Below are 14960 nucleotides of genomic sequence, written 5' to 3'. Positions count from 1 at the left end.
GGGCGCGGAGGGGTCCTCGATCACTAGCGTCGAGTGCGTGAAGAACGACGGACTCTCCGTGCCCCAGGGCGCGGCTCTCACCCTCGGTGCGGTGCTCGGCACCGGTGTCATCTCCCTGCCCGCGCTGGCGGCGAACGAGGCCGGACCGGCCTCGCTCGTGGCCTGGGTGGCCCTGATCGCGCTCTCGGTGCCGCTGGCGGCGACCTTCGCCGCGCTGGGGGCGCGGCATCCTGACGGCGGCGGGGTGGCGACGTACGCACGACTCGCCTTCAACCAGCACATCGCGACGATGGTGGGCTGGGCGTTCTACCTGACGATCGGCGTGGGGGCGCCGGTCGCGGCGGGGTTCGGCGGGGCGTACGTCGCCGACGCCTTCGGTGGGGGCCGGGGCATGTCGCTGGCGGCGACGGCGGGGATCATCGTGCTGGTCACCGCGATGAACTGGTTCGGGATCAAGGTGTCCGGGGGCGTGCAGCTGGGGATCGCGGGAGCGATCGCGGTGCTGCTCGCGGTTGCCGTTCTGGTGGCGCTGCCGCACGCCGAGCTAGGGCGGCTGACGCCGTTCGCGCCGCACGGCTGGGGGTCGGTCGGCACCGCGGCGGCGATGCTGGTGTGGGCGTTCGCGGGGTGGGAGATCCTCTCCTCGCTCTCGGCCGAGTACCGCGACCCGGCGCGCGACATCCGCCGGGCGACGTTCCTGGCGCTCGGGATCGTGACGGTGCTCTACCTCGGGATCGCCTTCGCCACCGTCGCCTCGCTGGGGTCCACCTCCGGTGCCGCACCGCTGGCGGACCTGCTCGTCCTGGGCTTCGGGGAGCCCGCGCGACCTGTGACGGCCGTGGTCGCGGTGCTGCTGACCATCGGGGCGATCAACGCCTACTTCGCCGGCGGCTCACGGCTCGGGGCGGCGCTGGCCCGCGAGGGTGCGTTGCCCCGGTTCCTGGCCGAGCCCGGGTCCGGTATCCCGCGCCGCTCGTTGCTCGCCATCAGTGCGATCGCGCTCGGTTCTCTCGCGGTCATCTGGATCGCAGGCACCTCGACGGACGCCCTCCTGCTGATGGCGTCGGGGACCTTCTCCCTGCTCTACGTCGTCGGCGCCGCGGCCGCGCTGCGCCTGCTCCCGCGGGGCACGATGTCGTGGTGGGCAGCGGTCTGCTCGATGGTCGCCGCGCTGATCCTGCTGGGTCTCACCGGTGCCCACCTGCTCGGCCCGGTGCTCTGCGGCGGGGCCGGTCTGGCCTGGTCGCTGGTCCGCTCGGGACGAGACCGCTCACGCCCAGCCCGCGAGGGTGGCCAGGAGCTCGAGCCCGCGGGGCAGGCTCTCTGTCCGGACGGCTCCGTAGCCTAGGAACAGCCCGTCGCGGCCGGGCAGCAGCCGATGAGCGCCGATCGTGTCCAGCGCCAGCCCCGCGGCCGCGGCACGTTCTGGCAGGTCTGCGGGGAGCTCCGCGTAGGCGGACAGGTGCAGGCCGGCCGCCGACGGGAGCACCTCGACCGGCCACGTGGCGAGGGTCTCGAGGAGGAACGAGCGGCGCTCGGCGTACGTCTTGGACGCCTTGCGCACATGACGGGCGAGGAGGCCCTCCTCCAGGAAGCGGGCCAGGGCTGCCTGGGGCTGGACGGAGCCGAAGCCGTCGGTGAGCTGCTTGGCGGCGAGCAGCGCATCGACCAGCGACCCGGGGGTGACCAGATAGCCGGCACGCAAGCTGGGAAGCAGCGACTTGGAGAAGGTCCCGACATAGATCACCCGACCCTGGTCATCGAGGGCGTGCAGCGGCTCGAGGGGCCGCTCGGTGAACCGGAACTCGCTGTCGTAGTCGTCCTCCACGATGCCCGCGTCATGCGTGTTCGCGAAGGCGAGGAGGGCTCGGCGGCGTGGGAGGGAGAGGCGTACGCCGAGCGGGAACTGGTGGCTCGGGGTCGTGTAGACGAGCCGGGCCTGCTCCGGGATCTGCTCGACGACCAGCCCTTCCTCGTCGACCGGGACCGGCACGACCCGGGCGCCGTGGGAGGCGAAGAGGTCGAGCGCGGACGGGTAGCCGGGGTCCTCGACGGCGACGACGTCGCCCGGCTCCAGCAGCACCCGGGCGACGAGATCGAGCGCCTGCTGGGTTCCGCTGGTGACCACGATCTGTCCCGGGTCGGCCCGCACCCCGCGGTGGTAGGCGACCGTGTGCGCCAGCGCCTCGCGCAGCCTCGGCAGTCCGGCCGGCGAGGCGTAGGTGCCGGGGTTGTGGCCGCGCAGGCGGGACTCGGCCGCGAGGATCCGGCGCCAGGTGTCGAACGGGAAGAGCTCGGCATCGGGGATCCCCACCCGCAGGTCGTACGTCGGGACCGCCGCCTCCGCGCTCGTCGGCCGTGACGCCCAGCGCCAGCCCGGGCGCGGGGCCAGGGACCCGGGGGCGCTGACCCGGGGGCTCCCCGCGGCGGCCGCGACGTACGTCCCGGCGCCCACGCGCGACTCCAGGAACCCCTCGGCGACCAGGCGCTCATAGACCGTCGCGACGGTGGTGCGTGAGATCCCCAGATCGGACGCCAGCGCGCGGCTCGCGGGCAGCCGGTCGCCCACCTTCAGCCTGCCGTCGCCGATCGCGTCGCGCAGCGCCTGGTAGAGCGACGCGGATCGTACGGCGCGGTCGGTCAGGTCAAGCGCGAGGTCCACAGCGGGATTGGACCACACCTGGGCGCCGAGCGCGCGCTGGTTTCAGGACAGCCGGCACATATCAGGGATCGGTCGGCAGACCGAGGCGGGTGATGATCTCCTCGGCGGTCTCGGCCGCGGTCAGGCGAGTGCTGTCGACCACGGTGTGCGGGAAGTGCAGCGGGAACGGCATCTCCGGGCCGGTCGAGAGCACATGGCGCTCGTTCCAGTCCACGACGTTCGCCCTCGCCCACTCGGTGTCTCGCTTGGACGGCTTCGCGGCCAGCCGCTCCGGGGTGCCCTCGCGGCTCAGACGGGTCGGCAGATCGGCGTACAGCTCGACACAGTCGACCTTCCCGCCCGCCTCGACCACGGGAGCGACCAGCCTGGTGACGGCCTCCGCGTCCTCGCGGAGCTCGAGCGCCCAGACATAGGTGAAGACGAGGCCCGGGAGCTCGGAGGCCACCGCCTCCTCGATCACCCGTCGCCGGAACTCGTCCTTGAGCACCCCGAACGACGGCATCTCCCAGTCGAAGACCTCCAGCAGCGGCTCGATCGTGGCGTGGTTGTGGAAGAGGCGGTACGGCGTGCGTGCCGCGATCTCCCGGCCCACGCTCATCTTGCCGACCGCCGGCGGGCCGAAGAGGTTGATGAGGTGCATGGGCTCAGTGTGCCGCTGAGTGTCGGCGGTCGCGACTAGGTTTGTCCTCATGAGCGACACGTCCGAGGCGTTGGCGCGGTTCAGCGATCCGACACGTACGTGGTTCGCGGCTGCCTTCGCGGCGCCGACCGCGGCTCAGGCCGGTGCCTGGGAGGCCATCGGGGCGGGGCGCAACGCGCTGGTGGTGGCGCCCACCGGCTCGGGCAAGACGCTGAGCGCGTTCCTGTGGTCGATCGACAAGCTGCTGTGCGAGCCGGTGCCGGAGAAGAAGCAGCGCTGCCGGGTGCTCTACATCTCTCCGCTCAAGGCGCTCGGCGTCGACGTGGAGCGCAACCTGCGCTCGCCGCTGGTGGGGATCCGGCAGACCGCGGAGCGGCTCGGGGTGGACGCCCCCGAGGTGCGCGTCGGGGTGCGGTCCGGCGACACGACCGCGGCGGACCGGCGGCGGCTGACGACCACTCCCCCGGACATCCTGATCACCACGCCCGAGTCGCTGTTCCTGATGCTGACGAGCCAGGCCCGCGAGATCCTGCGCAGCGTCGAGACGGTGATCGTCGACGAGGTCCACGCGGTCGCGGCGACCAAGCGCGGCTCTCATCTGGCGCTGACCCTGGAGCGGCTCGACGCGCTCCTGGAGAAGCCCGCGCAGCGGATCGGGCTCTCCGCGACCGTACGGCCCTTGGAGGAGGTGGCTCATTACCTCGGTGGCGCCCAGCCCGTCGAGATCGTCGCACCACCGGCGGAGAAGCGCTGGGACCTCAGCGTCGTCGTGCCGGTCGAGGACATGACCGCGCCGAGCGCCTATGGCGAGGAGGAGGACGACGACGACCCGCAGCGGGCCTCGTCGATCTGGCCCCACGTCGAGGAGCACGTCGCCGACCTCGTCACCGCCCACCGCTCCACCATCGTCTTCGCCAACTCCCGCCGGATCGCGGAGCGGCTGACGGCGCGGCTCAACGAGATCGCCTCCGACCGGGTCTTCGAGTCCGGGCCGCCGCCCGCCCAGGTGATGGCGCAGTCGGGGCAGTCCCACGGCGCCGCCCAGGTGATCGCCAAGGCCCACCACGGCAGCGTCTCGAAGGAGCAGCGGGCGCTGATCGAGGACGACCTCAAGTCCGGGCGGCTGCCCGCGGTGGTCGCGACCTCCAGCCTCGAGCTCGGCATCGACATGGGCGCGGTCGACCTCGTCGTCCAGATCGAGTCGCCCCCGAGCGTCGCCTCCGCGCTCCAGCGCGTCGGCCGAGCCGGTCACCAGGTGGGCGAGGTCTCCCGCGGCGTACTCTTCCCGAAGCATCGCGGCGACCTCGCCCAGACCGCGGTCAGCGTGCAGCGGATGCGGCAGGGCCTGATCGAGTCGATGAGCCTCCCGGCCAACCCGCTCGACGTACTCGCCCAGCAGATCGTCGCGGCCACGGCCCTGGACACCTGGGACGTCGACGACCTGTTCACGATGGTCAGAAGGACGGCGTCGTACGCGACCCTCCCCCGCTCCGCCTACGACGCCACGCTCGACCTGCTCGCCGGGCGCTATCCGAGCGAGGAGTTCGCCGAGCTGCGACCGCGCATCGTGTGGGACCGGGTCGCCGGGACGGTGACCGGTCGTCCGGGAGCGCAGCGGCTGGCCGTCACCAGCGGCGGCACCATCCCCGACCGCGGGCTCTTCGGGGTCTACCTGGTCGGCGAGGGCACCGGCAGGCGTGTCGGCGAGCTCGACGAGGAGATGGTCTACGAGTCCCGGGTCGGCGACGTGTTCGCCCTCGGCGCGACGAGCTGGCGGATCGAGGACATCACCCACGACCGGGTGCTGGTGACCCCCGCTCCCGGCATCCCCGGGCGGCTGCCGTTCTGGAAGGGCGACTCGCTCGGCCGGCCCGCGGAGCTCGGCGAGGCCGTCGGCGCCTACACCCGCGAGCTCGCCGCGCTGCCCGCGAAGAAGGCGGAGGCACGGGCCCAGGACGACGGCCTGGACGCCTACGCGGCCGCCAACCTGGTCACCTACCTGCACGAACAGGCCGAGGCCACCAACGTCCTCCCCTCCGACAGCAACATCGTCGTCGAGCGCTTCCGCGACGAGCTGGGCGACTGGCGGCTGGTGGTCCATTCCCCCTACGGCCGCCCCGTCCACGCACCGTGGGCGCTGGCGATCAACGCGCGGATCCGGGAGCGCTACGGGGTCGACGGGCAGGCGATCGACAGCGACGACGGCATCGTGATCCGGCTCCCCGACACCGATGCCGAGGCGCCGACCGGCGAGATCATCGTCTTCGAGCCCGACGAGATCGAGGACCTGGTCACGACCGAGGTCGGCGGGTCGGCGCTGTTCGCCAGCCGCTTCCGCGAGTGCGCGGCGCGAGCCCTGCTCCTGCCTCGCCGCGACCCCGGCCGCCGATCGCCACTGTGGCAGCAGCGCCAGCGCTCCGCCGCCCTGCTCGAGGTCGCCTCGCAGTACCCGAGCTTCCCGATCATCCTCGAGGCCGTACGCGAGTGCCTCCGCGACGTCTACGACCTCCCCTCCCTCGTCGGCCTCCTCCGGCGCATCGAACGCCGCGAGATCTCGATCGTCGACGTCGCCACGCCCTCACCGTCCCCCTACGCCCAGTCGCTCCTCTTCGGCTACGTCGCCCAGTTCCTCTACGAGGGCGACTCGCCCCTGGCCGAGCGCCGCGCCGCCGCCCTCACCCTCGACCAGGGCCTTCTCGCCGAGCTCCTCGGCCGCGCCGAGCTCCGCGAGCTCCTCGACCCCGAGGTCCTGACCGAGGTCGAGTCCGAGCTCCAGCGCCTCGCCCCCGGCCGCCGCGCCCGTGGCGCCGAAGGCATCACCGACCTCATCCGCACCATCGGCCCCCTCACCCTCGACGAGATCACCGCCCGCACATCCCTGGCCGAGGCGTCAGCCCCGTCGGCCGAGGCGTCGCGTACGTCGGCCGAAGCGTCACTTAGGTCGGCCGAGACGTCACTGAATGCCGTCTCGACCGACGCGAGCGACATCTCGACCGACGCGAGTGACGCCTCGGCCGACCCCGGTGACGCCTCGGCCGACCCCGGTGACGTCTCGGCGGTGTTGGAGGGGCTGGCGACGGCTCGACGAGTGGTCGAGGTACGGGTGGCCGGAGAGGCACGCTGGGCGGTGGTCGAGGATGTGGCCAGGCTCAGGGACGGGCTGGGGGTGGCGGTTCCTCCGGGCGTACCGTCGGCGTTCACCGAGCCGGTCGAGGACCCGGTGGGCGACCTGGTCTCACGTTACGCACGCTCGCACGGTCCGTTCACGGCCACCGACGTCGCCTCGCGGCTGGGGCTGGGCGAGGCGGTGGTCCGGCACACCCTGACGCGGCTCTCGGCGCGCGGGCGGGTGCTCGACGGGGAGTTCCGGCCGGGCGGGAGCGGGCTGGAGTGGTGTGACGCCGAGGTGCTCCGGATGCTGCGGCGACGCTCGCTGGCCCGGCTGCGCAAGGAGGTCGAGCCGGTCGAGCCGGCGGCGCTGGGCAGATTCCTCCCGGCCTGGCAGAAGACGAACGTACGCAAGGGTGCGCTGCGCGGGGTCGACGGGGTGCTGAGCGTCGTCGACCAGCTGGCCGGCTGCCCGGTGCCGGCCAGCGCGCTGGAAAGCCTGATCCTGCCGGCCCGGGTGGCCGACTACGAGCCGGCGTTCCTCGACGAGCTGACCTCGGGCGGCGAGGTGCTCTGGGCCGGCCACGGCACCCTGCCCGGCACCGACGGCTGGGTCTCGCTGCACCCGGCCGACACCGCCGACCTGACCCTGCCACCGCCGACCGAGATGCCACCCGGGCCGCTCGCCGAGCGGCTCCTCGAGGCCCTCGCACCCGGTGGCGCCTGGTTCTTCCACCAGCTCGCCCGGACCGTCTCCGCCCAGACCGAGGAGACCCCGAGCGACGCCGACCTGAGCGCGGCCCTGTGGGAGCTGGTCTGGTCGGGGCGGGTCAGCAACGACACCCTGCTCCCGGTGCGGGCGCTGACCCGCTCCGGCACACCCTCGCACCGCTCCAGGCGGCCACCGCCTCGCGCCCGCGGCGGCCGCTACACCGGCGGCACGCGGATGCCGGCCCGGGCCGGCCTTCCGGAGACCGCCGGGCGCTGGACGATCCTGCCGGAGCCCGACTCCGATCCGACCAAGCGCGCCCACGCGGCAGCCGAGCGGCTCCTGGACCGCCACGGCGTGGTCACCCGCGGTGCGGTCCAGTCCGAGCGCACTCCTGGAGGGTTCGCCGCCGTCTACAAGGTGCTCAGCGCGTTCGAGGAGTCCGGCCGGGCCCGCCGCGGCTACTTCGTCGAGGGCCTCGGCGCGGCCCAGTTCGGCACCGCGGGCTCGGTCGACCGGCTGCGTACGTTCTCCCGGGTGGAGCCGGCCGACAAACCGGTCGCCCTCGCGCTCGCCGCGACCGACCCCGCGAACCCCTACGGCGCGGCCCTCCCCTGGCCGGCCTCGGAGGAGGGCCACCGGCCCGGCCGCAAGGCGGGCGCGATCGTGGTGCTGGTCGATGGGGAGCTGGCGATGTACGTCGAACGCGGCGGCCGCACGCTGCTGACCTGGTCCGAGGACCCCAACCTTCTCGAACCCGGCGCCGAGGCGCTCGCCGACGCCGTCCGGCGAGGGGCGCTGGGTCGGCTCACCGTCGAGAAGGCCGACGGCGCCCCGCTGCTCGGCTCCGGCGAGACGCCGCTGCGCCAGGCACTCCAGTACGCCGGCTTCGTCGCCACCCCGCGCGGCCTGCGCCTGACCTCGCCGAGCAGGTGAGCAGATGCCCGAAGGCGACGCTGTGCTCCGCACCGCCCGTTCGCTCGACAAGGGCCTGGCGGGAGCGAGGCTCACCCGGACCGACTTCCGCGTCCCGCAGCTGGCCACGGCGGACCTCTCCGGCGGCACGGTCCTCGGGACGCTGACCCGCGGCAAGCACCTGCTGACCCGGATCGACCACCGCACCGGCGAGTGGACCCTGCACACCCACCTGAAGATGGAGGGATCCTGGCGGATCCTCGAGGTGGGCCGGCGCTGGCCGAAGCCCGGGTTCCAGGCGCGAGTGGTGCTCCGCACCGAGAAGACCGAGGCGGTCGGCTTCCTCCTCGGCATCGTCGACCTCGTCCCCCGCGACCAGGAGGAGCGGCTGGTCGCCCATCTCGGCCCGGACATCCTCGCCGACGACTGGGACCCGGACACAGCCATCGAACGCCTGGTCGGGCAACCCGAGCGGCCCCTCTTCGACGCGCTGCGCGACCAGACCAACCTGGCCGGGATCGGCACGATCTACGCCGCCGAGACCTGCTTCATCGCCGGGATCAACCCGTTGCGTACGGTCGCGGAGGCCGGCGACCGACTCCCGCGGATCCTTCAGCGCACTCGCGACCTGATGCTGGCCGACTGGTCACGCTCGCGGCAGATGTGGGTCTACGGCCGCCGAACGTGCCGACGCTGCGGCGGCACCGTGACCGTTGCCAGGGTCGGCCCGCCGGGCAAGGAGCGCCCGGCCTACTACTGCGCGACCTGCCAGCCTTAGGCCCCGTGGAGCAGCCGCATCCGGATCTGGGCGATCCGAACCCGGAGATCACGCATCTGGCGGGCGACGTGCGCCCGCTCGCCAGGAGCGACCGAGGTGAACTCGTCGCGAAGGATGTTCAGGGTCTCCTCCAGCCCGAAGAGCTCGGCCTCGAGCAGGTCGGGTGAATGCGCGGCCCCCGGGAGACGCGGTGACGGCGCCGTCAGGCCCGGAAGCTCGTTCTCGACTGCCATGCTCATCGCACCATCTCCCCTTGAACGCGCGGGCCCCTGGTGGGCTCACGTCGGCATGGAGACACAACGGTCCGCGTTGAGACACGGGTGCGGAAAACTCCCCTAAATTGGGGAGAGAATCAAGCAGCAGCGGCGTCGGCCGCGGCGCGGACGGGCATCCGAAGGATGGTGGCCTCTTCGAGAGCCACGGCGTCGGAGACGTCGCGAAGAACATCGGAGAGGGCAACGTCGAGCGCGCTGCAGAGCGAGGCGAGGAGCTCGGAGGAGGCTTCCTTCTGGCCACGCTCCACCTCGGAGATGTAGCCGAGGCTGACCCGCGCCTCCGCGGAGACCTCGCGCAGGGTCATCCCACGCTCCAGCCGCTGGGCACGAAGCACCTCGCCGAGAAGTCGACGGAAGAGCACCATTGCGGTCAGCCTCCTACAGGTCACAAGTCACCGACATCTGGGTGACGTCTGGCTCCAACGCTACCTGACCCTTCGATGTTCCCGCCGAAGTAGTCCGAGTAGTTCATCAACAGCGAACAAAGACGTATCACGCTGGATCTCCGCACGCGAGCCCGACAGCCCGAGACGGGCCGTTGTTTCACCGTGCGGACCGGAAACGCCCACATAGACCGTCCCGACGGGCTTTCCCTCCTGCTCGTCCGGCCCGGCCACACCCGTGGTCGCCAGCGCGTACGTCGCCCCCGACCGCTCCCGTGCCCCCGCGGCCATCGCCGCTGCGCACTCCGCGGAGACCACTCCGACGGTCTCGATCACCGAGACGGGGACCCCGAGCAGAGTGTGCTTCAGCTCCGTCGCGTACGTCACGAAACCCCCGCGAAACGTCTTCGAGGCACCCGGAGGCTCGGTGAGCAGCGCGGCCAGGCGCCCGGCGGTCAGGGACTCGGCCGTAGCCACGGTCGCGCCGGCATCACGCAGCGCGGCATGAAGCTCTTCGACAGCACTCATGCCGACGACGGTAGCGGCCCGGCCGTCGCGATGACGACCGGGCCGCTTTCACCTGTCCCTGATCAGCGAAGCAGCTTCCAGGGGCCGTGCTTGTCGCCCGGCCGCTGGTTGCGGGTCCACCACTTCGCCTCGTAGCGGCGGCCCTCGTGGACCACCACGTCACCGGCGGTGAAGATCCGTGACGGCGTCCAGACGGCGGTGCCGTCCTCGGCGGTCACGATCTCCTCCCAGGGGCCGTAGGGGAAGCCGGGCTTCACCGCGGCCGTCCACCACAGCGCCCGCCACAGCGACCCGGCATAGGTCACCTCGTCGCCGGTGCGGTAGATGGTTCCCGCGTCCCAGGCCGGCGCCTGCGGAGCCGCCTCCTCGACCGTGATCGGCACCAGGACAGTCGTGCCGGTGCTCTCCCCGACGACGGTGAGCTGGTTCGCGCCCGGAGGCGCCGTCGCGGGCAGGGTCACCGAGACCGAGGCGGTCCCGTGGTCGTCGTACGTCACCGTGCCGAGGGTGTTGTCGACCGCCGCGGTGCCCAGCACGGTGTCACCGAGCCGGATCTCCACCGAGGAGTCGGTGAGGTCCTGGCCGGTCATCGCCAGGGAGGCGAGGTCGAAGGTGACCGTGTCCCCCGGTGCGTACTCCGTAGGTGCCGAGGCCGGGAAGGTCACCTCGACGGCCCGCTGCCCGTAGTCGACCGGCAGCGGCCCCTCGGCGGTCTGATCGGCGAGGTAGTCGACCATCGCGCTCAGGTCGATCTTGCCGGTGTCGCGCTTGTCGGCGCCGTTGGCGAGCTCGCGGAAGTTGTCCCCACCGGAGGCGAGGAACGAGTTCACCGTGACCGAGTAGGTCTCCTCCAGATCCAGAGGCGAACCGTCGAGCCACATGCCGCTCACCGTGCCCAGCGGGGTGCCGGGATGGGCAGGGTCGTCGGCCTGCGTGTAGGTGTAGGTGAACCCGTCGGAGACCCCGAGCCGCAGGAACGGCCGGGACGGCACGGCGCCGGAGGCGTCACGCTGCCACTGCTGCTCCAAGACGGTCTTGATCTGCGCGCCGGTCAGGTCCATGTTGACCAGCGTGTTGGCGAATGGCTGCACCAGCGCGGCCTGCTTGTAGGTGATGTCGCGAGCCTCGCCGGCCGCGGTTCCGGCCATGTCCGCGCGCAGACCACCGGGGTTCATGAACGCGATCTGCGCCTCACCCGACTCGGGTGCGGAGGTCGCCCAGCGCTGCACCTCGGCGACCGTGTTGCCCAGGGTCGACTCGCCGCCGCGGTTCTCGGTGGTCCCGTTGGCGAGCTTGGCGCGGTTGAGCGGTGCCTCGATCTGTCCCAGCACCTCGGCACCGAGCACGTCGGCCTTCGCCACCGCGTCGCTGACGATCGACGCTGTGGCCGCGTCGGGCTGGAAGCCACCCGAGGCGAGCGCGACCAGGCTCGTGGAGAGCCCCTCGACCTCACCCGAGGTGGGGTCGACGGTGTAGACGAGACGGTTCAGGTTGGTGCCGTACTGACCCGCGGAGACCACCGGTCGCTCCGTCACCGCCCGGTCGGCCCACTCCTCGACCGGGAAGGAGCAGTCGTAGGCCAGGTGGGTGTGCCCCGAGACGATGGCGTCGACGTTGGCGTTGACGCCGGTGACGATGTCTCCCCAGGTGGTGCCGGGGTCGTCCATCGCGGCGCAGTTGATCGACGGGGCGCCCTCGTGGACCAGCATGACGACCACGTCGGCACCCTGCTCCTTGAGCTCGTCGGCGTAGGTGTTCGTCGACTCGACGATGTCGCCGACCTCGAGGTCCGCGATGCCCGCGGGCGAGACCAGGGACGGAAGCTCCTCGGTGACTGCACCCACGAAGCCGACCTTGACGCCGGACATCTCCTTGATCCAGGTCGCCGGGACGGCCGGGTCGCCGGTCGCCTTGAGGGTGACGTTGGCGCCGATGTAGGCCCACTCCGCACCGCCCTCGGGGTTGGTCTCCTCGTCATAAGAGGCCATCACCCGGTTGATCAGGTCGTCGTAGCCGGCGTCGAACTCGTGGTTGCCGACCGCGGAGACCTCCAGGCCCGCCTCGTTGAGCGCGTCGATGGTGGGCTTGTCGTGCTGGATGAACGACTCGAAGGTCGAGGCGCCGATCAGGTCACCGGCGGCGGCGAAGACCGTGTTGGGGTTCTCCGTACGCATCTGCTTGACCGCCCCGGAGAGCAGCGCCGCGCCCGCCTCGGCCCCGTTGGCCTGGATCCGGCCGTGGAAGTCGTTGGTGGCCAGCACCTGTACGTCGACCGGTGCCGCGTCCGCGGAGAGCCCGACGACCACGGGGTCGTGGTCGGAGGAGCGCCACGGACCGTTCTGGTGCAGGTCGGTGCCGGTGTAGTTGTAGCGGCTGTACTCCTTCAGGATCGGCTCACCGGAGTTCACGTTCCAGATGTCCGTGCCGGTGACCCGGGCCTGCAGCGATGAGCTGAGCAGGATGTGGTCGAGAGAGCCGACCAGCCCGGAGAAGAGGTAGCTGTACTCGGCGTTGCCGGAGACCTTCTCGGAGTCGGCGTAGCCGGCCTCGTAGAGGACCTGCAGCGGGTCCTCGGAGGTGTAGGAGTTGAAGTCGCCGGCCAGTGCGACATCGCTGACACCCGCGGACTCCTGGACCGAGGCCACCCAGTCGCGCAGCGCCGTCGCCTGACGGACCCGCGACTCGTTGGAGGCACCCTGGCCGTCACCGGTGTCGGCATCGCCCGGCCACGGACCGGCCGAGCCCTTGGACTTGAAGTGGTTGACCACGAACAGGAGCGGCGCGCCACCATCGGCCGGCTCGAAGACCTGGCCGATCGGCTCGCGGGCGTTGCCGAAGGCCTGGTCGTCGTTGCTCTGGTCGCCCAGGGCGAGCGCCTCGCCGACCCGGTTCACCGAGCCCGGCTTGTAGATGATCGCGTTGGTGATCACGTCCATGCCGTCGGCCGGGAGCTGGGAGGAGATCGGGTTGGCCGCCCAGGTGCCGGCACCGGCCGCGGCGTTGAGCGCGGCCACCAGCGACTCGGTCGCCTCGCCCGGCTCCTCGCCGAGCGTGGTGGAGTTCTCGATCTCCATCAGGCCCACGACGTCGGCGTCGAGCGCGTTGATCGCGGAGACGATCTTGGCCTGCTGGCGCTCGAAGTCCTCGGGGTCCCAGGCGCCGCGCTGGTCGCAGCCCTCGGCGACGTTGTTGCCGTCACCTGCCCGGTCGACGTACGCCTCGCAGCCGCCGTCACCGACGTTGTCGTCGTCGGCGTCGCCGAGCGTGGTGAAGTAGTTGAGCACGTTGAACGAGGCGACCTTCAGGTCGGCGTCGCCGAGCTTGGCGGCGTCGGGGGCCTCGGTGCGTACGTTCTCGAAGTCACCCGGCCACGTCGCCGGGTCGGCCGAGATCGGCGCGGTCGGCTGGAGCCGGTAGGTCGGGGCCGTGGGCGAGCCGCCCTCGGTGAAGATCACCGGGTCCAGGTCGGCCGAGGCGCCGACCGCGATCGGGACGTCGTTGGAGACCCACGGGAGGTCCGCGTCGGTCGGGACCCGCCACGAGGTGGAGCGGCCGTCGTCGAGGACGATCCGGCGGGCGGCGTTGTCGGCCGCGACAGCCGCGGCCTCCGCCGAGCCCGGACGGGCGACCTCGGTCGGCTGGAGCAGCGGCTTGTCGCCGGAGGCGAGGCCGAGCTCGCCGTAGACCGTGGAGCCGGTGTAGGTGTCGGCGACGGTCAGCTCACCGGGGGCGAGGAGCATGCCTTCGAGGGACTCCTTCTGGGCGACCGTGGCCGGCCAGTCGGTCGTCACCGGGGCGATCTCGCCGGTGCCGTCGGTCACGATGGCGGTGGCCGCGCTGACCTCGACCTCGGTCAGACCGGCGTACTCCTTGACCAGGCCGGTCACGGTGACCTTGTCGCCGACCTCGGCGGTGACCGCACCGGCGGCCTGGGTCTGGTAGACGAAGACCGCGTTCGAGGCCGGGTGGTCGGCGAGCGAGCGCTCGCCGCCGGTGCCCTCGGTCTGGAGGTAGAAGCCGGAGAACCCACCCGTGGGGTAGGCCGCGGTGACGATGCCGGAGGTGGTGACGTTCTGGCCGGCCAGCGGGCTGGTGGTGCCCTCGCCCTGGATCTCGGCCGGGGTGGCCGCGACCGGGTCGCCGGGCTCCTCAGGCTCCTCCGGCTCGCCGCCGGAGGGGGTCGGCGTCGGCGCGGTGCGGGTGAAGTCGGCGGAGTTGTCGTCGGTGTCCGCACCGCCGGTGCGGCTCAGCGACTGGGTCGCGGTCGCGGTGGTGCTCGCGGGGGCGCCCTCGAAGGAGGTCGCGCCCGAGGTGCCGAAGAAGTCGACGATGCCCGCGACCCCGACGGTCGACCCGGAGGTCGCGACCACCGCGGTGCCCTCCTGCAGGGAGATCTGCCCGCCCGCTGCGGCCATCGAGAAGGCCGGCGCCGCGGTGTGGTCAGGGGTCGGCAGCGCCTCGCCGGTCGCGCCTGCGGCCGACATCTGGATCAGGTAGTGCGCGCCCGCCGCCACCGAGCCGGACAGTGCCTGCGGGGCGCCGCCGCTGCCGCCGCTCGCGGAACGGTAGTGGATGGCCAGACCGTCGAGGGCGATCGCCTCGCCGGTCGGGTTGAAGAGCTCGACGAAGTCCGCGTTGTAGACCGCGCCGGAGTTGCCTCCGGCGCCGTAGACCTCGGAGATGACCAGGTTGTCCCCGGCAGGCGTTGCCTGCGCGACCGGGACAGCCACTGCGTACAGACCGGCGGTTGCGACCGTGAGGCCCACCGCCGATCCGAGCAGCGAACGTGCTGACAGCATTGAGACGACTCCCCGCATGAGGTGAAAGAGTGAGTGCGCCAGCCGGCCTGCCCGATCAGTGCGATCGCTGAGGACCGACCGAAACGACGTGACTCTAACCCGGCGTACGTCTCGTTGGGAGCGCCTTGGGTGAACGTCGGGTAACGGAGTTACAACTAGTCGA

9 protein-coding genes are annotated in these 14960 nt (G+C 72.0%); 3 read left to right on the top strand and 6 right to left on the bottom strand.

Annotated features, from left to right (window positions below):
- The first annotated feature begins 37 nt into the window (after positions 1-37).
- Positions 38-1348 (top strand): APC family permease, encoded by a 1311-nt coding sequence (locus BLT25_RS00475; protein ID WP_091040891.1) that lies wholly within the window; start codon positions 38-40, stop codon positions 1346-1348.
- On the opposite strand, the gene BLT25_RS00470 is transcribed toward BLT25_RS00475, so the two are convergent.
- Entirely contained in the window at positions 1271-2662 is a 1392-nt protein-coding gene (locus BLT25_RS00470; RefSeq protein WP_256328381.1) for a MocR-like pyridoxine biosynthesis transcription factor PdxR, read from the bottom strand. The two genes, BLT25_RS00475 and BLT25_RS00470, sit on opposite strands and share 78 nt — an antisense overlap.
- A gap of 61 nt (positions 2663-2723) precedes the next feature.
- Positions 2724-3302, bottom strand: a complete 579-nt coding sequence (locus BLT25_RS00465) for a DEAD/DEAH box helicase family protein (protein ID WP_091040887.1) — start codon at positions 3300-3302, stop codon at positions 2724-2726.
- 49 nt (positions 3303-3351) lie between these two features.
- Here BLT25_RS00465 and BLT25_RS00460 point away from each other — a divergent pair, with 49 nt between their 5' ends.
- Positions 3352-8055, top strand: coding sequence for an Lhr family helicase (locus tag BLT25_RS00460; RefSeq protein ID WP_091040886.1), 4704 nt, complete (start codon positions 3352-3354; stop codon positions 8053-8055).
- 4 nt (positions 8056-8059) lie between these two features.
- A complete protein-coding gene (locus BLT25_RS00455) occupies positions 8060-8812 on the top strand; it encodes a DNA-formamidopyrimidine glycosylase family protein (RefSeq protein ID WP_091040884.1) in 753 nt (250 codons plus the stop codon).
- Here the strand turns inward: BLT25_RS00455 and BLT25_RS00450 are convergent.
- The 4 genes from BLT25_RS00450 to BLT25_RS00435 form a co-directional block, all read right to left on the bottom strand.
- Positions 8809-9051, bottom strand: coding sequence for a hypothetical protein (locus BLT25_RS00450; RefSeq protein ID WP_091040882.1), 243 nt, complete (start codon positions 9049-9051; stop codon positions 8809-8811). The genes BLT25_RS00455 and BLT25_RS00450 overlap by 4 nt on opposite strands.
- 113 nt (positions 9052-9164) lie before the next feature.
- Positions 9165-9452: a helix-turn-helix domain-containing protein gene (locus BLT25_RS00445; RefSeq protein ID WP_040754988.1), complete on the bottom strand. Its 288-nt coding sequence runs from the start codon at positions 9450-9452 to the stop codon at positions 9165-9167.
- A gap of 60 nt (positions 9453-9512) precedes the next feature.
- Positions 9513-9998, bottom strand: coding sequence for a CinA family protein (locus tag BLT25_RS00440; protein ID WP_091040880.1), 486 nt, complete (start codon positions 9996-9998; stop codon positions 9513-9515).
- 62 nt (positions 9999-10060) lie between these two features.
- A complete protein-coding gene (locus BLT25_RS00435; RefSeq protein ID WP_176883503.1) occupies positions 10061-14797 on the bottom strand; it encodes an ExeM/NucH family extracellular endonuclease in 4737 nt (1578 codons plus the stop codon).
- Between the last annotated feature and the right edge of the window lie 163 nt (positions 14798-14960).

The organism is Nocardioides sp. YR527, assembly GCF_900101045.1.
Taxonomy (GTDB): Bacteria; Actinomycetota; Actinomycetes; order Propionibacteriales; family Nocardioidaceae; genus Nocardioides.
This window is presented reverse-complemented; position numbering and strand designations above follow the sequence as displayed.